The sequence below is a fragment of the Bombella dulcis genome, from assembly GCF_026385505.1.
In the GTDB taxonomy this organism is placed as follows: domain Bacteria; phylum Pseudomonadota; class Alphaproteobacteria; order Acetobacterales; family Acetobacteraceae; genus Bombella; species Bombella dulcis.
Genome location: NZ_JANIDV010000001.1, coordinates 180208 through 202921, shown reverse-complemented (window position 1 = coordinate 202921; position 22714 = coordinate 180208). Strand labels below are relative to the sequence as shown.

Genomic DNA, 22714 nt, shown 5'->3' with positions numbered 1-22714 from the left:
TTATGTGTCACATCACATGTCTGTCGAGAATGAGGCCTTGAAGGTCCTCGGCAGCCCCTGTGTCAGATAGCCATTCACGCTGCTGAAGGCCGTGTAGGATGACGCCCAGTAATGGCTGTTCGTCAGGTTCTCTACACCAAAACGGAACGTCATCGGGCGTTTCGGTGTCATCATGAAGGTGTAACGCGCACCCAGATCATAGGTCGTCCAGTTCGGGATTTTCAGGGAGTTCTGGACATTGACCCACTGATGGCCCGTATGGGTGACACGCCCCGTCAGGGTCAGGCCCTTCACGAAGGGAACATCATATTCCAGATTCCCGTTGATGGTATATCCCGGAATGCCAACAGCCCTGCTGCCAACATAATCTCCCTTGACCTGCTTCGCCTGGATCAGGGCGGTACCACCATTGAAGCGCAGCCCCCTGATGATCTCGCCATTGACATTCAGCTCGATCCCCTGATTGCGCTGCCGCCCGCTGGCCCTGAAAATCTGTTCATTCCCGTCATCCTGCACGAGACCTGTCGGCCGTTCCAGACGGTAGAAGGCCAGAGAGGCACTGAAGCGGCCAATGTCATATTTCCCGCCAACCTCATACTGGACTGTCCGGGTTGGTGACAGGAACTGCTGGGCATTGACCAGATTGGGATAAAGGGAACTCTTCGCCGGGGCCTGAAGCCCCTGATTCAGCCCTTCCACCCGGTTGAAATAGAGAGATGCATGACGGTTCACATGCACGACCAGCCCGACAACAGGCGTGATCGCATCCCGGCTGTAATGGGTCGGCGTATACTGATAGCTGTTCTGGAGAATATGCTGATAACGGAAGCCGCCCGTCACGGCGATGCGGTCATGCCAGAAGGACACCGTGTCCGAAAAGAACAGGCTGTAAAGCTGCGTCTTCGCACTGGGTGTTGCAGAAATACGCTGGACTGAATCCGGCTTTGCCTGAATGCCGGGGCTGTAGATGTTCGTACTGCCCAGATAACCACCCGCATACCCCGTGGATGCCTCCGACCATAAGGCCGATCCACCGGCATTGACCTCATGTTTCAGGAAACCTGTCCTGAAATGGGCACGCACGCCACCCCGGGTACTTTCATTGGTCTGCTGGTACGGAATATAGGCTCCATATCCGAAACCGTTCCCCGTCAGCCCGTCCGAGACATAAACCGTATCATAATTCCCTTCCTCATGGCCTGTCAGACCACCGAAGGTGCCGTACAGCATGACATGGCTGTTCAGGTCATGCTCGACATTCAGCAGGCCGAAGACATAATGCATGTCCTCATAGCTCCAGCCCTGGCTCCAGTTGCGGCCCGGCCTCGTAGGCCGGGGAATGGATGTCAGGCCGGAATTCAGCACGACGGACCCGCGCCCCTGCTGGACATTCTGATTCTGGTAGTTGATGTCGAAATTAATGCGGGTGTTGTCATTGTGCCAGTCCGTGTCCAGCCCCAGCGCAACGGAATGACGCCGCTCGCCGGAAATGGATGTCTGTCCGTCCATGCCCGCTGCATTGAAGCGGATGCCGAACTGGTCATCCCTGCCGAAACGACGCCCGATATCCAGATCACCACCTCCCTGGCCTTTGCTGGTGTAATCGCCCGTCAGGCGTGTGACCGGTTCACTCCCGGCATGTTTGAACTGGAGGTTGATGTTCCCGCCAATGGAGGTTCCCCCCGGTGCCGCCCCATTGATGAAGGCACTGGCCCCGTTGAGCACCTGCACTGAATCATAGAGCTGGGGAGAAATCAGCTGCCGGGGGCTGATCCCGTACAGCCCGTTGATGGCCACGTCATCCCCATAGACTGGCAGGCCCCGGATGATGAAGGTCTCCGAGAAGTTGCCAAAGCCATAAGTCGTCCGTACGGAAGGATCATTCTGGAGGACCTGCCCCAGTGTCTGGGACTGCTGGTTCAGGATCATGCTGGAGGTGTAACTGCGCAGATTGAAGGGCAGGTCCAGCCCCTTCCTGTTGCCCAGAACACCGGCCTGCCCGCCCAGCTTCACTTCCATCCGCTCCCGACGCCGTGCCCTGACGAGTATGGTTTCCTGCGGGTGTGCTTCCGCTTTCTGGTGAACAGTGTCCGCAGCTTTCTGCCGGGTACCAGCCTTCCCGCCCGACCGATCAGACTGTTCCATCCGGCCTTTTACAGAGTGGTCTCCTCCCTCATCCCCGGCAGCCCAGACAGGATGCCCGGCCAGCGTGCTGCCCGCCAGCAGGCACCAGAGACCGGCGGTTCTGCAAGAAAAACGAAAAGAGATAGCCATACATGCCCATCCTGGATTGTGAGACTGAATGAGCGATGGCTTATATGGTAATGAAAATTATTCTCAACAAAAAATCACACCAAAACCACTTTTCCGTCATTTTTTTTTTACGTCTTTGTCATTTTCAGCCCCCTGACCATTTACAGCACCAGCGAAGCCCGGTAATAAATGAGAATAATTCTCATTCTTGTCGTGTTGCGTCCATATGTCCCCCAGGCTCCGCACCGCACTGCGCTTTTTCCATCGCTGGATCGGCTTCCCGGCAGGACTCTTCCTTTTCATTCTCTGTTTCACCGGGTCCCTGGCCTGTTTCTCACCGGAGATTCAGGGATGGATGCAGCCCCGCACGACTCTTCAGGCTCCCCTGCCCCCCATCACACAGGCTGGCCTTCTGGAGGCCGGGCTGGCCCTGAAGACACAGCTCGATGGAGGCACCTTCGCCTTCCTGAAACTCCCTTCCCCACGGGACCCTGTCTTCCGTCTCTGGCACTATGATGGCCGCCTTTTCCTCGGCCCTGCACTGGCTCCCGACACCGGACTTCCCCTGAAGGGCCATGACGTTACCGGTGGCACGTTCTTCGTGACCCTCCATAGCAACCTCCACCTCCCCAGCCCGTGGGGGCAGATCATCATCACGCTTGCCGGGGTCGGGCTTCTCATCACGCTCCTGACAGGCCTCTGGCTTCAGCTCCGCCGCTTCCTGCCGGACCTTCTGCTTTTCCGCCCCCATGCGGCACGCCAGAGACGCTGGCTGGACCTGCACCTGCTGGGCGGCACATTATACCTGCCCGTCCTGTTCATCATCGGGCTTTCCGGTGTGGTCCTGCAATCCCAGAAACTCCTCCACATGATAAACCCGCCACACCGTTCCCCCGGCCATGCCAGCCGTCACCAGACGCACACGGCCGCACCACCTGCCATCTCCCCCGTCATCCTCACCAGCCTGACTGACAATGGCCTCCGACAGTGGGGCACGATAGCCGATGGTTTCCTCATGCAAACGAGCAGGGAACTCGGCCTGTATGCACCTGACAATCTGCATTTCTGCCTCCAGCGTCATGCCCTGACACCCTCCCATCCCGACATGCTGCCCCAGCCCCTCTGCCCGACCGTCCACAGTTTTTTCATCGGGCTTCACAACCTGCGCTGGGCCGGACTGATAACACGCTGGCTGTACTGCCTCAGCGGTCTTCTGGGCTGTGCCATCATTGGCTCCGGCATGGTGCTGTTCCTCCAGTCTGAACGGAACGGACTTGCCCATGCCGGTACGATCTCTTTCTCCCGGCAGGGCCTCCAGCGCAGCTATGAAGCACTCTCCACCGCCACCCTTCTGGGGCTGCCACTAGCCACGCTGGCCCTCTTCTGGGGAACACGCCTGCCCACACCAGACGCTCTCTCACCCGTCATCTGGGAGGAACGCCTCTTTTACGATATCTGGGGCCTGTCCCTGCTTCATGGATTCATCACCCGGCGGGCGGCCCGCCAGCAAATCGGCCTTCTGGCCCTGCTGGGTTTCGGCACGACCGGGCTGGACCTCGCCACACGCTCCTTCCACACAGGGCGGCCCCTCCTTTTCATGGCCGTGGATGCACTGGCAGCCTGCATCGGGCTGGTCAGCCTCGTCTGTCTTCTCCGTCAGCCAAAGGTGACAGCATGATGACCCTCGCCCTGCTGGCCATCCTGTGGACACTGGTCTGGCTGCTCCATCTCAATGGCCTGCCTGCCTACAGGCGACAGAATCCATGCCATCTGCCACCCGCCAGCAGGTTCCAGAATCATCTTCTCCGGCTCCTGCCCGTCCTCGCCCTGGTTTCCGCCTGCCTGATGGACGGGCTGGACGGCCTGTTCCTCTGGGCCTTTACAGCTCCCGTCACGGGCATTCTGCTGGGGATAATCCTGCCATTGTGTGTTCCAGCCGGACGGCCACGGGCATCAGGGGGGCTGGCAGGCTCCCTTTCTTCCCTGAATGGACAGAGCTTGCAAAAACACTCGGAGGCCCCAAAATATCTGCCATGAAACCATGTCTGTCCTCATGTCTGGCCTCGGCCTTTATCCTCTCTGCCGCTCTTCTGGGACTCAGCCCGCCAGCCCAGGCGGACCGTCCGTGGAAAGATGCCGAAAAACCTGCCCAGATCGTCAGTGACCATGAGCTGCACCAGCCCCTGGCACCGGCACTGACATCCCTCCCTGACGGGTCTCCCTTCACTCTGGGCGCGACAGGCAAACTGTACCGGCTGGACCCGGTTGATGGCCGTCTCAGCCCTTTGATGGATGAACTGCCTCCCATCACGGCCTTCACGGCCACGGCGCAGGGACTCTGGGCCGTCACGCAGGCCCCAAAACCAGAACTGCTCAACATTGCACCGGATACAGGGGTCATCCTCGATCATACCAGCATTGGTGACGCCCTTGCGGTCGGCAGCCACATTTCGGCCCTTCAGGTGACAGACGGCAAGGCCTTCCTGATTGATGATGGCGTCCCGGCTTTCGTGGTCATCGACCTCAAGAGCAGGCAGGTCCAGCGTCTTCTGGAAAGCGTGCCCTCCCTGATGGCGCACTCGGCCCTCATGCGCCACGGCAGTCCCGTCACCACGGCAGCGGGACAGCCGGAAACGGGCGGCAATGTCCGCTTCCTGCTGCTGGACCGTGGCAGGAACTGGCTGTTCTACCAGACTCCGACAGGGCCGCTCTACCGAATCGGTACCAGCATCCTGACCGATCCAAGCCTCGGCCCTGCCGAACGCATCGAAGCCATGACGAACTGGCGGCGTACACCGAGCCTCGGCGGGCTGGCCATCGACAGGAATGACACGCTCTACATGGTCGACATCGACCACGGAGACCTGCTTTCTTTCGGGGCAGACCGGCTGCCGTGGCGGCTCATGCATGATGACAGGCTTTATGATGCCCAGGCCATCACGCTGCTGAAAGGCCGTGAAGGGCCACAGCGTCGTCTGGCCGTCCTGACTGCTCCCGCATCGGCAGGCAAGGGCGAACACCAGCGTCTGCTGGAAATTACCCTGCCCTGATGACATTTCAGTGTTATAGTGGAGCCATGCGTTATCGATCTACCCGCGGCACACTGGATGCCGCTGCCCCCGACTTCTCCGACATCCTGCTCAGCGGTCTGGCTGATGATGGCGGGCTTTACATGCCCGGCCACTGGCCCCACATCCCCCGTGAGACGCTGACAAGCTGGCGCAGCCTCTCCTATGCCGATCTGGCAGCGGAGGTCATCGGCCTGTTCACCGAGGGCAGCATAGACCGTGACACGCTCCGCAGCATGACACAGGATGTGTACGGGCAGTTCGATCACGCCGCCGTCGCACCACTGGTTGAAGTGGAAGAAGGCCTTTTCTCTCTGGAACTGTTCCACGGCCCGACACTGGCCTTCAAGGACATGGCCATGCAGATGCTTGGCCGCCTCTTTGAACATGTACTGAAACAGCGCAACCATCACGTCACCATCGTCGGGGCAACATCGGGCGATACAGGGTCCGCCGCCATTGAAGCCTTCCGAGGGCGGGAGCATGTCTCCATCGTCATCCTGCATCCCCATAACCGGACATCCGAAGTCCAGCGGCGGCAGATGACCACCGTTCTGGAAGACAACGTTCTCAACATCGCCATGGAAGGCGACTTTGATGACTGTCAGGACATGGTCAAGGCCATGTTCGCTGATGAAGCGTTCCGTACGGACTGCTCCCTGTCCGCCGTCAACTCCATCAACTGGGCACGCATCGCTGCACAGATTCCCTATTACGTGCGCTCCGCCCTTGCCGTTGGCGGCCCGGACCGCCCGGTCTCCTTCGCCGTACCGACCGGAAACTTCGGCAATATCCTGGCCGCCTGGGTGGCCAGCCAGATGGGCCTGCCGGTCGACCATCTCTGTGTCGGTTCCAACAGGAATGACATCCTGACCCGCTTCCTGCTCAGCAATGACATGACCAAGCGGCAGGTCGAGCCGAGCCTGTCCCCTTCCATGGACATTCAGGTTTCCTCCAATTTCGAGCGGCTGCTGTTCGAGATGCTGGGGCGTGATCCCAACCGCTGCCGGGCCATCATGGGAGAATTCCGCCAGACAGGCTGCATGGCCGTGCCTCATGACGCATGGGAGCAGATCCGTGAGACCTTCCACGGCGTCGCCCTGAGCGATGAACAGACCGCCGCCACGATGAAGGACCTGTACGCCGAAAGTCACTATCTGGCGGACCCCCACTCGGCCATCGGCCTCGCCGCAGGCAGGCGTTTCCGTGAATCCGGCGTGCCGATGATCGCAGCCGCCACGGCCCATCCGGCCAAGTTCCCCGATGCCGTGAAGAAAGCCACGGGCATCCACCCTGAACTCCCCCCCCATCTGGCTGACCTCTTCTCCCGCAAGGAGCGGTATGAGGTCCTTCCCAACGATATCGAGACGGTCAAGGCCGCCGTGCGGGCACATCGGAGCCGCTGAAAGCCACAGGCTGAAACCGGTCTCCCATGCAGGAAGGGGGGTGACCTGACCGGGTCATCCCCTTTTCTTCTGGCCCCGTAACAGATGGGGACTGGAAAAAACCTCCCCGCACACCATATTCCAGACATCTTCCGCTTCTTCACCAGACATGGATACGCAGACCTGCATGAGCGAACAGATCAGACGCACGACCCTTGAAAACGGCCTCAACATCGTGACGGAACGGATGGACCGTGCCGAAACCGTCTCCTTCGGGGCCTATGTTGCAGCTGGCACCCGCCATGAAAATGAAGCCACCAACGGAGCCGCCCATTTCCTCGAGCATATGGCCTTCAAGGGGACGGAACGCCGTTCTGCCATCCGCATTGCCGAAGAGATTGAAAATGTGGGCGGCTACATCAACGCCTATACGGCACGGGAAAACACGGCCTATTACGTCAAGCTGCTGAAAAGCGATCTGCCCCTCGGTGTGGACCTGATCGGCGACATCCTCACCCACAGCACCTTCCTGCCGGAAGAGGTGGAGCGGGAACGTGGCGTCATCCTTCAGGAAATCGGTCAGGCCAATGACACGCCCGATGACATCGTGTTCGACCATTTTCAGGAATGTGCCTATCCCGACCAGCCCATGGGGCGGCCCATTCTCGGCACGGAGAGCGGCATCGCCAGCATGAGCCGGGACACGCTGATGGCCTACATGCACGAGCATTACAGCACGCAGAACATGGTCATCGCCGCCGCTGGCAATCTCCATCATGATGAAGTGGTCGATCTTGTCCGCACCCATCTTGCGGACCTGCCCACACACACGCCCCCGCAGGCCGTACCGGGCCGCTATGTCGGCGGGCTGAAACAGACGGAACGCAAGCTGGATCAGGTCCACATCCTCATGGGCTTCCCGGCTCCCGGCTATCGGGAAAAGGCCTATTACAGTGCCATGATCCTCTCCACCCTGCTAGGTGGCGGCATGTCCTCACGCCTGTTTCAGGAAATCCGGGAACGGCGCGGGCTGGTCTATAGCGTCTACACCTTTGCCAGTCCGTTTGCGGACAGTGGCATGTTCGGTCTCTATGCCGGAACCGGACCGGAAAAGACGGATGAGCTGATCCCCGCCGCCCTGAATGAACTCCGCAACCTTCAGAACGGCATCAGCAGAGAAGAACTGGACCGTGCCCGTACGCAGCTCAAGGCATCCCTCCTCATGTCACTGGAAAGCACGGGCAGCCGCTGTGCCCAGATTGCCCGCCAGATTCAGGTGCATGACCGCATCATCTCCACGGAAGACATGATCCGCAGGATTGATGCCGTGAGCGAGGAAGACGTGCTGGCCGTGGCCCGGACCATTTTCAGCGGTGCGCCGACACTGACGACAATGGGACCGGCCCGCAACATTCCCGGACCTGACGCCATTCACGCTGCACTGAAATCCGCATGACTGATCTCCTCTCCCATCTTGATGCCGCCCTGAACTTTGCCCGTCAGCATGGAGCTGACCAGGCCGATGCGGTGGTGATCCGTGGTCAGAGCCGCTCGGCCATGATCCGGCAGGGCAAGGCCGAGGGCATCCGCCATGCAGAAAGTCTCTCTCTTGGGCTGCGTGTCTTCCATAAGGGACGTGTGGCCACGGTTTCCGGTAATGAACTCAGCCCGGAGGCTCTCGACCAGCTCGCAGAACGGGCCTGTGCCATGGCCAGGGTCGTGCCTCCCTCACCGGACGACGGTCTGGCAGCCCAGCCTCTCATTCCGGTTCCTGCCAGCACGGTAGCAAAACTTGATCTTCTCGATCCTGCCACGCCACCCGACATGAATGCCCTGCTGGACAGGGCACGGGACATGGAAGAGGCCGCCCTCTCGCATGATGGCATCACCAACAGCAGCGGGGCCTCTGCCAGCACGAGCCTTCAGGATGTCGCCCTTGCCACCAGTGCGGGTTTTGCCGGACAGTACCAGCGCAGCGGCCACGGCTATGGCATCAGTGTTCTGGCCGGAACGGGCACGCAGATGGAGCGTGACTATGCCTTCCATAACGCCGTGCATCAAGCCGACCTGGAAAATCCAGCCCGGCTGGGTCATGAAGCTGCCCGCCGTGCCCTGGCCCGCCTGAATCCCACTCGCCCTAGGACGGGCCTTTATCCTGTCCTGTTCGATCCCCGTGTGGCTGGCTCCCTGCTGGCCCACCTCGCCGGGGCCATCAACGGAGCGGCCATCGTGCAGGAAGCCTCCTTCCTCAAGGAGAAACTGAATCGGACCGTTTTTGGCAGAGGCATCACCATCACTGATGACCCGACCCTGCCCCGGCTTTCCGGCTCCCGCCCCTTTGATGGCGAAGGTACGGCCTGCCTGCCGCTGAACCTCGTGGAGGACGGGCAGCTCCGCCACTGGCTGCTGGACAGCCGCTGCGCCCGCAGACTGAACCTGCCCGCCAGCAATGGCCGGGCCAGCCGCAGCGGTGGCGGCACCGTACGGCCCGGCACGTCCAACCTCTTCCTTCATGCAGGCCCCCATTCCCCTGAAGAGCTGAGGCATGATATCAAGGAGGGCGTGCTCGTCACTGAGCTGATGGGCAACGCCATCAACATGCTGACGGGGGATTACAGCCGGGGCGGGTCAGGTTTCATGATCCGCAACGGCGAGATTGCCGAGCCTGTTTCAGGGATCACCATAGCAGGCAACCTGTCTGACATGTTTGCGCGGCTCATCCCCGCCAATGATCTCAACCTGATGGCGGGTTACTATGCCCCGACCATCCGTATTGACCAGATGAGTCTTGCTGGAGACTGACCAGATTATGCGTATTCGCCTTCTTCCTCTTGCGACGGCAGCCTTCTGCCTGCCGCTCTTCGCCCTTGCCCCGGCAGCTGATGCCAGAGCCGGCATGGGGTCTTCCATGGGCAGCCGTGGCTCCCGTACATGGAGCGCACCGCCACAGACAAGCGTTGCCCCCAGCTGGACCCGGCCGATGGACCGCAGCATGACGCCCCGCACGCCGTCCTATTCCGCTCCATCCGCAGGGAGCAGTTTTGGCCGTCAGGCCGCTCCGGCCTTTGGCAGCAGCGCACGTCCTCCCTTCGCCATGCGCCATCCCTTCCTGACCGGGCTGGCTGGCGGCTTCCTCGGGGCTGGACTGTTCGGAATGCTGAGCGGACACGGCTTCTTCAGCGGGTTCAGCGGTGCCGGTGGGGGTGGTGGCTCCTTCTTCGGCTTCATCATCCAGGTGCTGGTCATTGCCTTCATCATCAACCTGATCATCAAATTCTGGCGGAAGCGTTCTGCCAGCAGCAGCACATCCAGCAGCACCGATGGGTCCAGCCCGTTCACAGCCGCTGGCGGCGCATCTCCCTTCTCCGGCCAGTCACAGCAGGCCCCTTCACAGGAGGTTTCCCTGACATCTGATGATTACAGTGCCTTCCAGCAGCTCCTGGTGAACGTGCAGGCTGCATGGAGTGCACAGGACATGATGTCCCTCCAGCGCATGGCAACGCCGGAAATGGTCAGCTACTTCAACAACCAGCTTTCCGAGCTGACAAGCCGTGGTGCCCGGAACATCGTGTCTGATGTCCAGTTCCTGCGGGGTGATCTCTCCGAAGCATGGCGGGAAGGCAGCATCACTTACGCTACGGTTGCGCTGCAATATTCCGCCATTGATGTCACGACCGACAGCATGGGTCATGTTCTGGACGGCAGCAAGACCGAACGCCAGACCATTACGGAACTCTGGACCTTCCTCCGTGCCGATGGCCGGGGCAACTGGATCCTCTCCGCCATCCAGCAGGCTGGATAAATCCAGCCTTCATGGGAGGAGGAATTCACCTCCTCCCTGCACACAGAAAACCCCGCTTCATACCCTCGAATGCAGGTCCATGAAGCGGGATTTTTCATGTTTCATCAGGCTGTCCTTACAGCCGGTACAGGGCCACCACGAACAGGGCCAGCGTAAAAAAGGATAGGCCAAGAACGATGCCAAAGAGACGCCCCTGACGGCGGGAAGGAATGTTGTGATCGCTCATGCCAGAAGAACCCTGTCAATCAGAAGGCCACAGAAGAGGAAAAACAGATAGGCCAATGAATAGCGGAACGCATGACGGGCCGGTTTGTCTTTCGTCAGGCTGTTGCCTTTGTCATCCTGTTTATCGAACAGAACCCGCAGTCCGTAATAGATGAAGCCAAGGTCCAGCAGGCTGGCGCAGACCGTGTAGAACCAGCCACACTGCCCCACCACGCTCGGCACGAGGGACACAGCCCCCAGAATGAACGTGTAAATGACGATCTGCCAGCGTGTATGGCGTGCGCCCTTCACGACCGGCAGCATGGGGATGCCCGCACTCTCATAATCCTTGCAGGCATAGAGCGAGAGTGACCAGAAATGCGGGGGCGTCCACAGGAAGACGATGGCGAACATCACCACCGGCAGCACATCCAGTGACCCCATCGTGGCGGCCCAACCGATCATGGGCGGGAAGGCCCCGGCGGCTCCGCCAATCACGATATTCTGCGACGTGCTGCGCTTCAGCCACATGGTGTAGATCACGCCATAAAAGAAAATGGAAAAGGCCAGAATACCCGCCGCCAGCAGGTTGGTCGCCAGCCAGAGCAGCACGACAGACGCCACGGACAGCACGACCGCATAAACCAGTACGCTGATCGGCTCCACACGCCCCCCCGGTACGGGACGAACTTGGGTGCGCTTCATGATCGCATCAATGTCACGATCATACCACATGTTGATGGCACCCGCCGCACCTGCTCCGATGCAGATACAGGCAATGATGACCAGCCCGACCGGAACGGACGGCCATTTTGGAGCCACGGCCATGCCAGCAAGCCCGGTAAAGACCACAAGCGAAATCACCCGTGGCTTGAGCAGGGCTATCCAGTCCTGCAGGGCGGCATCACCATCCTGCCCTTCGACACGCAGCGTACCAAGGAACCGTGCCAGTGGAGACGCTGAAAGACCGGATGATGCCTGCATGAAAAAACGCCTTACTGTTTACGAAGAAATCCCGTAACCCCTTGGGTCCGTTCAACCAGCATACCATACCACACCAGTCCGGCAGGCAGGGCGAACATGAACAGGCTCGTGCCCATCAGCAGGGCAGCAGGCACAGCCAGCTGCGACAGGACGGAACAGAGTGCCCCGACAAAAGTGACCGCAGCATGAGTCATGCCGAAAATGGCAAAGAACCGTCCCTGAGGGACTAGCCTGCTTCCACACCAGCCATAAAAGGCTGCACTCAGGGCCAGCAGGCTCCCAAACATCACCAGCTGGTGCCCCGCAGCCCCCAGCATGAAAGCCCCCGGCTGTACGACACCCTGCGGTGCCCAGAGTGGCTCCGTCAGCATGGCCAGCCAGCCAGCCAGCAGCAGCACCAGACCGCCAGAGGCCCAGCCCGCAGCAGGACCGGCAGGCAGGGCCGTACGCCAGAGGTCTCTGGCAAAAGCCACCAGCAGGGCCAGACAAGGCAGCACCAGCCCCATGATCAGACCTGCCTTATAGGCAGCAGATGAAAGTTCACCGAACAGATGATCCGCCCAGAACAGGACAGGCACCAGCCCCATGATCCCGAAAGCATAAGGTGCACACCGGGTCACCCAGCCCTGCCCCTTCTGCCCCGGCAGAAGAGCGGCCATGATGATGCCGAGTGACGGTACACTCAGCAGGGTCATTTCCACACTGCCACGCAGGACCGTCAGCAGGGCCTCCGGCCCCCCACCAGCCATACCGCTCCGCAGCAGGAAGGCCAGAAGAACCGGTGCAATGATGAGTACGGAAAGAGCATTGGCCAGAAAGGCCCAGATCAGCGGCGGAAAATCACGAAACGGGATGGAGCGCATCTCCAGCACCGTGGCCAGCACATTGAAGGCCAGAGCCAGCACGCCCACACTCCAGAGAGCCAGACCGACAGACGGCATGACGGGCAGAAGAAACACGCCAACTGCCAGTACACCAAAACCGATACGAGCTGCAGAAGGCAGGGCCATGCCCCCACCCTTCAGCAGTCCGGGCAGGAACCACTGGGCCATACCGCCCAGAAAGGCAGGGCAGACGACATAGAACGTCATCAGCACGGCATGGGAGACGATGACACCCGCCGAAGGATGCACATGCAAGAAGGGCAGCCCCATGACGCCGCCCAGCATACCGGCAAACAGGGCAAGCAGAAAAAACGCCCCGCCACTACCGCCACGATGTGACGAAGATACTGTCTGAAATAATGGCCCTGAAGTCACGCTATTCCGCCAGCCTGTTACAATAATGAAACCTGTGCTCCATCAGGGGAGCCAATGATCTTTCTTACTTAGTCCCCTCATGCGGCAATGTCACGAGGGTGAACAGCCCGGCGGGCGGGACGGGGGCAATCGTGGCACGGGCCATATCTTCCGGCGGCAGGAGGGATTCAATGGCGAAGTCAGGATGCCAGCCGAGCGACCGGGATGCCCGGGCCATGACCTGCTCCACCTTCTGGCGGATACCGCCGGACGCAAGGAAATGATTGACGAAAAGGATGTGCCCCCCCGGCTTCACGACCCTTTTCAGCTCCGCCAGCAGCAGGTCCGGATGAGGCACGACAGAAGCCACGAACATGCCCACCGCAATGTCGAAACTATTGTCAGCAAAGCTGGTATTCTCAGCGTCCATCACCATAAGTTCATCTATGTTACGCAAACCATCACGCTTCACACGTTCCCGCGCAAGGGCCAGCATGTCTTCTGAAAGATCGATTCCGGTAATGCGCTTGTCTGCCCCATAGGACGGCAGAGCCAGCCCCGTACCAACCCCGACCTCCAGAACACGCGTCCCCGGCAGGGCGTTGACAGCTGCCACGGCCCGCCGCCGCCCGAAAGCGGATACACCACCAAAAACCTTGTCATACATGCGTGCCCACCGGCGATAGGCCTCACGCACGCTGTCAGCATCGAGAGAAGAACGGGGTTTAAGGGAAGACACCATGAAAATGCAGCCTCAACTGTATGCCCCCAACAAAGCGGGGAGCATTATCGCCACTGAATACCGATCAGTCCGCCCTTTCTTGCCTTCCAATACCCTTGGCTGACAAGGTATCCCGACGATATTATGCGAAAAAATTTGGTTTACCTGTCATATACAGAACCGGAACTCATATCAGGATTATGTGATGAAACATCTTGATCTCATACTGACACTGCTCTGCCTGTCCTTCTGGGGTGCGCTGTATGCCGTCTACTACAAGGACAACATCATCCACTGGCTCGTGAACCGTTTTACCCGGGACAAATTCCCCAAAAAGATGACAATAGAGAATGGTTATTTCCCGGATGGCCAGCCCATTCCTTTCCGGGAAAATCTGTATCCATCAGCCCGAAAGAAAGATGACGAGGCAGCAGAAACGGACACCCCACCGGCTGGAAAAGACACTCCTCCCTCACAGGAAAAACCGTCCCATGAAGAGGGAAAATCGGGCACGGATCACAGCCACTAGATCACAACAGGCATAGGGGAATACACCCCCATGCCTGCCCCTTTTCCCGTCAGGAAAGACGGGCCTCGATGCAGTCCCAGATCATCCCGGCACTGTTGATGCCGTCAAAGCGGTCCAGCTCCTGAAGACCCGTCGGGGATGTGACGTTGATTTCCGTCAGCCAGTTCCCGATCACGTCAATCCCCGTGAAGACGAGGCCATGCTCCTTCAGATAGGGGCCGATGGCCTTGCAGATTTCCCTGTCCCGTTCCGTCAGCTCCACGCGCTCGGCACGCCCGCCCACATGCATGTTGGACCGGGCATCACCCTGCGCCGGAACACGATTAATCGCCCCGATCGGCTCACCATCCACAAGGATGATGCGCTTGTCCCCCAGCCGCACGGCAGGCTCATAGCGCTGGACCATCAGCGGCTCACGGGACTGGGAGAAGTGCATTTCCAGCAGGGAGGAGAAATTCTCGTCATCTTCCTTCACCCGGAAGATGCCAGCTCCCCCATTGCCATAGAGTGGCTTCAGGATGATGTCCTTATGCTTCTGCCGGAAAGCGGCAATCGCCTCCCTGTCCCACGTCACCAGAGTGGGCGGCATGAGCTGGGGGAAATGCGTGACCAGCAGTTTCTCCGGCGCATTCCGCACGGATACAGGGTCATTCACCACAAGAGCCTGCCCCTCACCCGTGCCGTGAATATGCTCCAGCATGTGCGTGGCCGTGATGTAGCCCATGTCGAAAGGCGGGTCCTGCCGCATCAGCACGACATCAAATGACCCGAGGTCCAGCACCTCCTCCGGGCCAAAAGCGGCATGATCGCCCTTCTTCCGCTGCACGCTCACCTTGCGGCCCCGTGCCTGAAGACGGCCTGCCGTGCCTTTGCCTTCCAGCAGGGACAGGGTGGTGGGGTGATAGACATACAGCTCATGCCCACGCCGCTGGGCTTCCAGCATCAGGGCAAAGGTGGAATCACCATCAATATTGATGTGTTCCAGCGGGTCCATCTGCACTGCAACACGACGCCGGGAGGGAGATGACTGAACCATGAAAATAACTCCGCAAAAGCAGTTCAGGACCGCTGGGCTTTCTTAACATATCACCATATCAGGCCGGGTCTGGATAGGCGATGGACAGCACTTCCACAAGAACGGGACCGGATGGTGTCTGCATGGTGACCTCATCATGCACGGCAGCTTTCATGAGGGCACGAGCCACCGGAGCCTGAAGACTGACCTCCCCATGCTCCAGCCGGGACTCATCCACGCCAAGGACCGTCACGGTATAATGACGGTCTTCCTCATCCGCATAACGGACGGTAGCCCCGAAGAAGACACGGCTCCGGTTCGTCTGGGCCGCCGGGTCCACGATCACGGCCTGATCCAGCCGTTTCGTCAGGAAACGGATGCGCCGGTCGATCTCCCGCAGGCGGCGTTTGCCGTACTGATAATCCGCATTCTCCGAGCGGTCGCCATTACTCGCCGCCCATGAAACGATCTCCACGACCTGCGGACGCTCCTTCTGGGTCAGCTCCTTCAGCTCCGCCCGCATCCGGGCCGCACCCTGCGGCGAAAGATAACGGTGAAGGGCGATCTTCTCTGCCGCCATCAGGCTCAGCCTTCCGCCGGACGGCGTGATGCCTCGGCATGGAAGCGGATCATCCCGCCAGAACTCTGCCCCGGTGCCAGCACATGCAGACCACGCCCGGCGATCTCCGGCCTGTTGATGGCGTCCGTCATGCTCGTGACCGGCTCGATGGCCACATAGCCCTCATCCGGCTGAGAGAAGACAACCAGATGCGAGAAAATGCGGTCGGCCTCCACGGTCAGATTCGGCAGGCCACCGGGCTGCTCCAGCACGGCCTGTCCCTCAAAACCCGTGAAGCCATTATCCAGTGTCCGCCCTTCAAGGGCCCGCCCTCCAGAGAAATCCCATTCCCCTTCGCAGGCTTTCTTCTCGACCGGCAGGCCGTGATCATCCGTCAGCCAGACCGAGTCCGTCCTGAACTTCAGGCGGGACCCCGCTTCTGAATGGAAGAAAGGATGGAACCCCAGACCGACCGGCTGATCGACCTTATCACTGTTCCGGATCACGATGGAGACATGCAGCCCATCCGCCCGCAGCTCGTAGGACATGACCGCCCTGTAGGCATAGGGCCACTCTCCCCGGCCCGCCTCATCAGAAGGCGTGTGATCGAATGTCAGGATGGCGTGGCTGTCCGTTCTGTGCGCCACCTGCCATTCATGTTCCCAGCCATTGCCATGAATGGGATGCGGGCAGCCTTCCATATTGGGGGCAAGCCTGTATTCCTCTCCCCCAAAAGCGAAATGCCCTTCGGCAATCCGGTTGACGTAAGGCAGGAGCGGATAAGCCCCCACGGCAACACCCTTCTGGTTCCGCAGGGCAGGATTGGCGACCGGACGGAGCATGTCATGGCCCTCTACCCGCCACTGGCCAAGAGCGGCTCCCGTCTCTGGCAGGATGGTCAGGCTCTGCCCGTCTCTCTTGAGTTCCAGCATGATCAGTCCTTTTTCTTCCGTCTGGTCGTCTTGCGTGTCCTGGTCTGCGGAGCCGCCGGGGCCGGAGCAATGAGGCCAATATCACTGGCCTCCCGCCGGTGAATCTCATCCCGCAGAGCGGCTGCCTGTTCGAAATCCAGTTCAGCAGCCGCTTCACGCATTTTTTTGCGCAGTTCGTCAATGGTGAGCTGCGGGTCCGCCTCCGGCGGAGCGTCCTTGCCCGCCAGCTCTTCCTGAAAGAGCGTGTCGCTGATGCGGCTGCGGACCGTCTGCGGCGTGATGCCGTGAGCCTCGTTCCAGGCCATCTGCTTTTCCCGGCGGCGGGCCGTTTCCTCAATGGCGTAACGCAGGCTGTCCGTCTCCTTGTCCGCATAAAGCAAGACACGGCCATTCACGTTACGGGCGGCACGTCCGATCGTCTGCACCAGAGAGGTCCGGGAACGCAGGAAGCCTTCCTTGTCCGCATCGAGAATCGCCACAAGGGCACATTCGGGAATATCCAGCCCTTCCCGCAGCAGGTTGATGCCCACGAGGACATCAAACGCCCCCAGACGCAGGTCCCGGATGATCTCCATACGCTCCAGCGTATCAATGTCGGAGTGGAGATACCGCACCTTCACGCCATGCTCGGAGAGATATTCCGTCAGGTCTTCGGCCATGCGCTTGGTCAGGGTCGTGACGAGAACACGGCCATTCTCCGCAATGGTCGCCTTGGCCTCATGCAGCAGGTCATCCACCTGCCCTTCCACGGGGCGAATGATAGTGACGGGGTCCGTCAGGCCGGTCGGACGGATGATCTGCTCGGCAAAGACGCCCTCTGTCTGTTCCATCTCCCACGGCCCCGGCGTGGCGGACACGAAGATGCTCTGCGGCCGGAAGGCATCCCACTCCGAAAAGGACAGGGGCCGGTTATCCAGACAGGAAGGCAGGCGGAACCCGAAATCCGCCAGCGTTTCCTTGCGGGCACGGTCTCCCCGCTCCATCCCGCCGATCTGCGGCACGCCGACATGACTTTCATCCACGATCAGCAGGGCATCTTCCGGCAGGTATTCAAACAGGGTTGGCGGCGGATCGCCGGGACGGCGACCGGAAAGATAGCGGGAGTAATTTTCAATCCCCTTGCAGACACCCGTCGTCTCCAGCATTTCCAGATCAAAATTGGTCCGCTGAAGGATACGCTCTTCCTCCAGCGGTTTCCCTTTGTCCCGGAAATACTGGATGCGCTCCTGCAATTCATCCTTGATGCTGACCATCGCCTGATTCAGCGTGGGCCGGGGCGTCACGTAATGGGAGCTGGCATAGAGGCTGACTTCTTCCAGATCAGCCGTCTTTTCCCCCGTCAGCGGGTCGAACTCGGTGATGCTTTCCACCTCATCCCCGAAGAGCATGACACGCCATGCCCTGTCCTCGTTCTGGATGGGGAAAATATCCACCTGCTCCCCCCTCACACGGAACGATCCACGCTCGAAGGCCAGATCATTCCGCTGATATTGCAGCTCCACCAGATGGCGGATCAGATCATCCCGATCGATGATCTCCCCCGGCACGAGGCGAATCTTCATGCGGGCATAGGATTCCGGCGAGCCGATACCGTAAATACAGGAGACCGAGGCCACGATGATGACATCGTTGCGCTCCAGCAGGGCCTGCGTGGCGGCATGGCGCATCCGGTCGATGCGCTCATTGCGCTGGCTGTCCTTCTCGATGAAGGTATCCGAACGGGGAACGTAGGCTTCCGGCTGGTAATAGTCATAGTATGAAACGAAATATTCCACCGCATTGTCGGGGAAGAACTGCTTCATCTCACTATAGAGCTGGGCCGCCAGTGTCTTGTTGGGGGCCATGATGAGAGCGGGCCGCTGTGCCGCCTCAATCACCTTGGCCATGGTGAAAGTCTTGCCAGACCCCGTCACGCCCATCAGCACCTGATCCCGCTCTCCGGCTTCCAGCCCTGCCAGCAGGGTCGCAATCGCCTGCGGCTGGTCGCCTGAGGGTTCGTAATCCGACTGGACGACAAACCGGTTGATCTTCGGTTTGGCGGGCTGTTTTTCAGGGAAAAAATCCGTCTGACGGGGAGCAACCGGTTTTTTCTTTTTGCGGGACGACGAAGAGACTGCCATGCGCCCTAAATGGGGCCATTCGCCTGCTGCCACAAGATGCCTGCATGGGAATAAATAATGGCTCCCCCTTCTCTCACACCCGCCCCATAAAAAGGCTGGCAGTTTTTTTGAGGTCGTTTACCATTGCGCTGCCTCCTGATTGCCTGAGGCCCCACTTCCACAAGAAGGTCAGAACCTTATGGATATTGAACAGATCGAGCAGAGCTACACGCAGTTCCGCAACACGGCACAGGAAGCCTTCCAGCTGATTGACCGGCTGATCGGCCAGATGCAGGACGCCTCACAGAATGGCGACACCCAGGCGGGTGAATGGGCAGACAGCCTCCAGAAAGTGGCTTCCATCTTCCAGAGCGGTCAGGGCCATGCGGGTGATCTCGTTGGCCAGCTGGCCGGACTTGTCAGCCAGCTCGGCGAAAAGAACGGTGGCGAAGGCTCCAGCGAACAGAACAGCGGCTTCGCCAGCTTTGGTAAGGCTCTCCAGCAGGATGTCATTCAGGAGATCGGTGGCAGCCTGCTGAAGAAGTTCTTCCGCTGAACGCTTCCACACAGCCTGACGAACAGGCCGGACGGGCATTTCTCCCGTCCGGCCTTTCTTTTATCTGGCAGGCTGCACCTGAGCCTTCCGCAGGGCCTCCTTCTGACGGGCTGCCAGAACCTCCACACTGAAATCCTGCGTCAGCTCCATGAAGAGCCGGTGCCAGTTCACCCGTGCGCCCAGCCGCAGGAAGGCACTCCCCAGCCCGATGGCCGAACGGTCCAGCATGACGAATTCCCGTGGCAGGGTGATACCGCCCGTGCGTTTCAGCCCTTCATAGACATGCTCCAGCACCTTGCGGGCTTCCTGCGGATTGTTGCTCTCTTCCACATTGCAGATTTCATCCGTCATGAGCGGACGATAGAAGAACCGTGCCCAGTCATTGAGGACGGCAGCCCGCTCCCGTGAAATATCCCTGAAACCCCAGTCATGATAGGCCTCATAAGCCCGCTCTTCATCGCCATCCCGCAGGGCGGCAAAGAGGGACAGGACACCCCCGACAAAACGGGGCGAGAAAATACGCACCGCACCAAAATCAAGCAGATTCAGCCCGCCATCCGGCCGCACGGTGAAATTGCCCATATGAGGATCACCGTGAATGACCCCGTAATGATAGACGGGCTTGTACCATGCCCTGAACAGCGCAACGGCTATGGCATTACGCTCTTCCTGGGAGAGCTGCTCTTCCAGAACGGACTTCATGGAGCAGCCACCCACCCAGTCCATCGTCAGCAGGCGTCCCGTGACCAGGCCCGTCACCGGGGCAGGCACGGTGACTTCCGGTACGTCCGCCAGCATGAGTCTGTAAAGCCGCAGATGACTGGCCTCCCGTGTGTAATCCAGCTCTTCCCGCATCCGTTCGGCAAGTTCGGTGTAGACTTCATCCTGCCTTATGGCATTGCCCACGAGGCTGAATACGCCCAGCCCCCGCTTCAGCTGTCTGAGGTCCTGCTCCATGGCTCCGGCCATGCCGGGATATTGAAGCTTGCAGGCCACCTCCCGCCCATCAGCCAGAGCGGCACAATGCACCTGCCCCAGTGACGCCGCCGCCACGGCCTCGTGACTGAATGAGCGGAAGCGGGATTCCCATTCCGGCCCCAGCTCGGCCCTCATGCGCCGCTGGACGAAACTCCACCCCATGGGCGGCGCATTGGCCTGAAGATGGGCCAGCTCCTCGGCATAATCTTCCGGCAGGGCACCCGGAATGGTTGAGAGGAGCTGGGCCGCCTTCATCATCGGGCCTTTCAGATTGCCCAGAACGGCCCGCAGCTCCTCCGCATGACTGCCCGTGTTGCTGCGCAGCCCCAGCTTATGGCCCGCCACGCGTGCCGCCACACCCCCAACCATGCTGGAGGCCCGGAACATGCGCTGCATGTTATCGACAAAACCCGTCCTGTCGATGTCACGTTCACGTGCCATAGTCTCAACCCTTACCTGTTGCCCTGTCAGGCAGTGTGCCAGCCCCCTATAATACGGGGCTGGCTTTCATCTTCATGCTGCCGGTTCAGCCTCAAGCTGGTCAATCAGCCCGGAAATGACATCCAGACCACGGTTCCAGAAGGACGGATCGCCGGCATTCAGCCCGAACGGTGCCAGCAGCTCCTGATGGCGCAGCGTGCCACCAGCGGCAAGCATCTCCTTGTATTTTCCTGCAAAACCTGCCGGACTGTCCTGATACACGCCATACAGCGCATTCACCAGACAGTCGCCGAAGGCATAGGCATACACGTAGAAGGGTGAATGGATGAAATGCGGAATGTACGACCAGTACAGGTCATAATCCTGTGTGAAATTGAAGGCCGGACCAAGGCTGCGTGTCTGCACATCCCTCCAGATTTCACCGAGACGCTCGGCGGAAATTTCGCCCCTGCGCCGTTCATCATGCACCTGCACCTCAAACTGGTAGAAGGCGATCTGCCGCACGACCGTGTTCAGCATGTCCTCCACCTTGGAGGCCAGCAGATGATGACGGCGTTCCGCATCACTCTCCGCATCCAGCAGGGACTGGAAAGTCAGCATCTCACCAAAGACGGAAGCGGTTTCGGCCAGTGTCAGCGGCGTGTCGGAACGGAGATAGCCCTGCTTCTTCCCGGCCAGCATCTGATGGATGCCATGCCCCATCTCATGGGCCAGCGTCATGACGTCACGGGGACGGCCATGATAGTTCATCAGCAGATAAGGATGCACGGAGGGCACGACCGGATGGGCAAAGGCTCCGGAGGATTTCCCCGGCACGGCTGCCGCATCAATCCACGGATTATTGAGGAACGTGCTGGCGTGACGGCCCATTTCCTCATCAAAACCCTGATAGGCCCGCTGGACGATAGCCTTGCCCTCATCCCAGCTCAGCCGCCGGTCCTGCACGTCCGGCAGCGGAGCGTTGCGGTCCCAGTGTTCCAGCTTTTCCAGCCCCAGCCAGCGGGCCTTCATGCCGTAATAACGATGGGACAGACGGGAGAAGGATGACTGCACGGCATCCACCAGCGCATCCACCACCTCGTCTTCCACCATGTTGGCCCGGTTGCGGCTGCTGACGGGACGGGGATAGCCCCTCATGGTGTCGATCGTGGCCTTGTCCTTGGCCAGCGTGTTGGTGATGCCCACCAGAAGCTTATTATTGGCCGCCAGAGTGGCACTGATGGCCCGTGCCGCCTCTTCCCGCTTCGCCCGATCACTGTCCGTCATGTAATTGAAGACATCGCCCAGCGGCTGCTCTTTCCCCTCAAAGGACACCATCAGCCCGGCCATGGTCTCATCGAACAGACGGACCCACGCATTCCGCCCGGAGACCGCCATGTCCATCAGCACACGCTCGACCTCATCGGAGAGCTGATAGGGGCGGAACACCCGCAGGTCACGCAGATAAGGCTTCCATGACGCCAGCTCTTCACTCTCGCGGAAGCCTGTCTCAAGGGCGACATCATCCAGCCGGTTCAGCTCCAGCGGGAAGAACAGGAGAAAAGCGGAAATGGCTGTCAGACGCTCCCGCACGCTCTGGGCAAAACGGCCGCAGACAGGGTCAGTCGTATGGGCAGCAAAAAGAAGCTGGGAGTAAGAGCCGATTTTCCCCAGCCCTTCCTCAATCACCTCATAGCCCTTGAGGGCATGGGCCAGATCAGCCGGAGAAGCCTTGCCCAGCGTGCCCTTCCAGCGATCCTCGAATGTCCGGGCCTCCTTCTCCAGCCGGATGAAATCCGACTCAATGGCCGGATCCTCCGGAGACGCATAGAGGCCGGAAAGGTCCCAACGGGGGGCTGCCACAGGCGCAGCAGCCTCCCCTTCAGGGGCGGAAACCTGCCTGCCTTCCGGCAGACGGGCAAAGGAACGTGTCATGCGAAAAGATGTCATCATCTTTTCAGACTAGCCAAG

At 60.0% G+C, this 22714-nt stretch carries 19 protein-coding genes; 9 read left to right on the top strand and 10 right to left on the bottom strand.

Annotated features, from left to right (window positions below; all coding sequences use genetic code 11):
• Positions 1-12: 12 nt before the first annotated feature.
• Positions 13-2274, bottom strand: a complete 2262-nt coding sequence (locus NQF87_RS00915; protein WP_266126551.1) for a TonB-dependent receptor — start codon at positions 2272-2274, stop codon at positions 13-15.
• Positions 2275-2479: 205 nt separating this feature from the next.
• Between NQF87_RS00915 and NQF87_RS00910 the strand changes: the two genes are divergently transcribed.
• The 7 genes from NQF87_RS00910 to NQF87_RS00880 all read left to right on the top strand — a co-directional run bounded on the left by NQF87_RS00910 (position 2480) and on the right by NQF87_RS00880 (position 10508).
• Positions 2480-3931: a PepSY-associated TM helix domain-containing protein gene (locus NQF87_RS00910; RefSeq protein WP_266126550.1), complete on the top strand. Its 1452-nt coding sequence runs from the start codon at positions 2480-2482 to the stop codon at positions 3929-3931.
• On the top strand, positions 3928-4290 hold the full coding sequence (locus NQF87_RS00905; protein ID WP_266126549.1) for a hypothetical protein: 363 nt from the start codon (positions 3928-3930) through the stop codon (positions 4288-4290). The genes NQF87_RS00910 and NQF87_RS00905 overlap by 4 nt, the downstream gene beginning before the upstream one ends.
• Entirely contained in the window at positions 4287-5303 is a 1017-nt protein-coding gene (locus NQF87_RS00900; protein WP_266126548.1) for a hypothetical protein, read from the top strand. Before NQF87_RS00905 ends, NQF87_RS00900 begins: the two co-directional genes overlap by 4 nt.
• A 26-nt stretch (positions 5304-5329) precedes the next feature.
• On the top strand, positions 5330-6727 hold the full coding sequence (thrC, locus tag NQF87_RS00895) for a threonine synthase (RefSeq protein ID WP_266127021.1): 1398 nt from the start codon (positions 5330-5332) through the stop codon (positions 6725-6727).
• Between the two features lie 166 nt (positions 6728-6893).
• A complete protein-coding gene (locus NQF87_RS00890; protein WP_266126547.1) occupies positions 6894-8162 on the top strand; it encodes a M16 family metallopeptidase in 1269 nt (422 codons plus the stop codon).
• On the top strand, positions 8159-9508 hold the full coding sequence (locus NQF87_RS00885; protein ID WP_266126546.1) for a TldD/PmbA family protein: 1350 nt from the start codon (positions 8159-8161) through the stop codon (positions 9506-9508). The genes NQF87_RS00890 and NQF87_RS00885 overlap by 4 nt, the downstream gene beginning before the upstream one ends.
• A 7-nt stretch (positions 9509-9515) precedes the next feature.
• Positions 9516-10508: a Tim44 domain-containing protein gene (locus tag NQF87_RS00880; protein WP_266126545.1), complete on the top strand. Its 993-nt coding sequence runs from the start codon at positions 9516-9518 to the stop codon at positions 10506-10508.
• A 222-nt stretch (positions 10509-10730) separates the two neighbouring features.
• On the opposite strand, the gene NQF87_RS00875 is transcribed toward NQF87_RS00880, so the two are convergent.
• The 3 genes from NQF87_RS00875 to NQF87_RS00865 all read right to left on the bottom strand — a co-directional run bounded on the left by NQF87_RS00875 (position 10731) and on the right by NQF87_RS00865 (position 13676).
• Positions 10731-11696, bottom strand: coding sequence for a heme o synthase (locus NQF87_RS00875; RefSeq protein WP_266126544.1), 966 nt, complete (start codon positions 11694-11696; stop codon positions 10731-10733).
• Between the two features lie 11 nt (positions 11697-11707).
• A complete protein-coding gene (locus NQF87_RS00870) occupies positions 11708-12955 on the bottom strand; it encodes a heme-copper oxidase family protein (protein WP_266126543.1) in 1248 nt (415 codons plus the stop codon).
• A gap of 64 nt (positions 12956-13019) precedes the next feature.
• Complete coding sequence (locus NQF87_RS00865; RefSeq protein WP_266126542.1) at positions 13020-13676, bottom strand: class I SAM-dependent methyltransferase; 657 nt, start codon at positions 13674-13676, stop codon at positions 13020-13022.
• Positions 13677-13860: 184 nt separating this feature from the next.
• On the opposite strand from NQF87_RS00865, the gene NQF87_RS00860 reads away from it, so the two are divergent.
• Positions 13861-14184 carry a hypothetical protein gene (locus NQF87_RS00860; protein WP_266126541.1) on the top strand — a complete coding sequence of 108 codons (324 nt, stop codon included), beginning with the start codon at positions 13861-13863 and terminating at the stop codon, positions 14182-14184.
• Between the two features lie 49 nt (positions 14185-14233).
• Here the strand turns inward: NQF87_RS00860 and gshB are convergent, their stop codons facing one another.
• Genes gshB through uvrB form a run of 4 tightly spaced genes read right to left on the bottom strand, consistent with a single transcriptional unit; the run spans position 14234 to position 18810 of the window.
• Complete coding sequence (gene gshB, locus NQF87_RS00855; protein ID WP_266126540.1) at positions 14234-15220, bottom strand: glutathione synthase; 987 nt, start codon at positions 15218-15220, stop codon at positions 14234-14236.
• Between the two features lie 58 nt (positions 15221-15278).
• Positions 15279-15779: a transcription elongation factor GreB gene (gene greB / locus NQF87_RS00850; RefSeq protein WP_266126539.1), complete on the bottom strand. Its 501-nt coding sequence runs from the start codon at positions 15777-15779 to the stop codon at positions 15279-15281.
• Positions 15780-15784: 5 nt separating this feature from the next.
• A complete protein-coding gene (locus NQF87_RS00845; RefSeq protein WP_266126538.1) occupies positions 15785-16690 on the bottom strand; it encodes an aldose 1-epimerase in 906 nt (301 codons plus the stop codon).
• A 2-nt stretch (positions 16691-16692) separates the two neighbouring features.
• The gene (uvrB, locus tag NQF87_RS00840; protein ID WP_266126537.1) at positions 16693-18810 is read right to left on the bottom strand and encodes an excinuclease ABC subunit UvrB; all 2118 of its coding nucleotides are present in this window, start codon (positions 18808-18810) and stop codon (positions 16693-16695) included.
• Positions 18811-18988: 178 nt separating this feature from the next.
• On the opposite strand from uvrB, the gene NQF87_RS00835 reads away from it, so the two are divergent.
• On the top strand, positions 18989-19345 hold the full coding sequence (locus NQF87_RS00835) for a hypothetical protein (protein WP_266126536.1): 357 nt from the start codon (positions 18989-18991) through the stop codon (positions 19343-19345).
• Positions 19346-19405: 60 nt separating this feature from the next.
• Here the strand turns inward: NQF87_RS00835 and NQF87_RS00830 are convergent, their stop codons facing one another.
• Together NQF87_RS00830 and NQF87_RS00825 are read right to left on the bottom strand one after the other, a co-directional pair.
• Positions 19406-20764, bottom strand: coding sequence for an ABC1 kinase family protein (locus NQF87_RS00830; RefSeq protein ID WP_266126535.1), 1359 nt, complete (start codon positions 20762-20764; stop codon positions 19406-19408).
• 72 nt (positions 20765-20836) lie between these two features.
• The gene (locus NQF87_RS00825; protein WP_266126534.1) at positions 20837-22678 is read right to left on the bottom strand and encodes a M3 family oligoendopeptidase; all 1842 of its coding nucleotides are present in this window, start codon (positions 22676-22678) and stop codon (positions 20837-20839) included.
• Positions 22679-22714: the final 36 nt, after the last annotated feature.

Excerpts from the sequence above, each read along its gene's own strand:
- NQF87_RS00915 (WP_266126551.1), bottom strand. The coding sequence starts at position 2,274 with ATGGCTATCTCTTTTCGTTTTTCTTGCAGAACCGCCGGTCTCTGGTGC.
- NQF87_RS00910 (WP_266126550.1), top strand. The coding sequence starts at position 2,480 with ATGTCCCCCAGGCTCCGCACCGCACTGCGCTTTTTCCATCGCTGGATC.
- NQF87_RS00905 (WP_266126549.1), top strand. The coding sequence starts at position 3,928 with ATGATGACCCTCGCCCTGCTGGCCATCCTGTGGACACTGGTCTGGCTG.
- NQF87_RS00900 (WP_266126548.1), top strand. The coding sequence starts at position 4,287 with ATGAAACCATGTCTGTCCTCATGTCTGGCCTCGGCCTTTATCCTCTCT.
- thrC (WP_266127021.1), top strand. The coding sequence starts at position 5,330 with ATGCGTTATCGATCTACCCGCGGCACACTGGATGCCGCTGCCCCCGAC.
- NQF87_RS00890 (WP_266126547.1), top strand. The coding sequence starts at position 6,894 with ATGAGCGAACAGATCAGACGCACGACCCTTGAAAACGGCCTCAACATC.
- NQF87_RS00885 (WP_266126546.1), top strand. The coding sequence starts at position 8,159 with ATGACTGATCTCCTCTCCCATCTTGATGCCGCCCTGAACTTTGCCCGT.
- NQF87_RS00880 (WP_266126545.1), top strand. The coding sequence starts at position 9,516 with ATGCGTATTCGCCTTCTTCCTCTTGCGACGGCAGCCTTCTGCCTGCCG.
- NQF87_RS00875 (WP_266126544.1), bottom strand. The coding sequence starts at position 11,696 with ATGCAGGCATCATCCGGTCTTTCAGCGTCTCCACTGGCACGGTTCCTT.
- NQF87_RS00865 (WP_266126542.1), bottom strand. The coding sequence starts at position 13,676 with ATGGTGTCTTCCCTTAAACCCCGTTCTTCTCTCGATGCTGACAGCGTG.
- NQF87_RS00860 (WP_266126541.1), top strand. The coding sequence starts at position 13,861 with ATGAAACATCTTGATCTCATACTGACACTGCTCTGCCTGTCCTTCTGG.
- gshB (WP_266126540.1), bottom strand. The coding sequence starts at position 15,220 with ATGGTTCAGTCATCTCCCTCCCGGCGTCGTGTTGCAGTGCAGATGGAC.
- greB (WP_266126539.1), bottom strand. The coding sequence starts at position 15,779 with ATGGCGGCAGAGAAGATCGCCCTTCACCGTTATCTTTCGCCGCAGGGT.
- NQF87_RS00845 (WP_266126538.1), bottom strand. The coding sequence starts at position 16,690 with ATGCTGGAACTCAAGAGAGACGGGCAGAGCCTGACCATCCTGCCAGAG.
- uvrB (WP_266126537.1), bottom strand. The coding sequence starts at position 18,810 with ATGGCAGTCTCTTCGTCGTCCCGCAAAAAGAAAAAACCGGTTGCTCCC.
- NQF87_RS00835 (WP_266126536.1), top strand. The coding sequence starts at position 18,989 with ATGGATATTGAACAGATCGAGCAGAGCTACACGCAGTTCCGCAACACG.
- NQF87_RS00830 (WP_266126535.1), bottom strand. The coding sequence starts at position 20,764 with ATGGCACGTGAACGTGACATCGACAGGACGGGTTTTGTCGATAACATG.
- NQF87_RS00825 (WP_266126534.1), bottom strand. The coding sequence starts at position 22,678 with ATGACACGTTCCTTTGCCCGTCTGCCGGAAGGCAGGCAGGTTTCCGCC.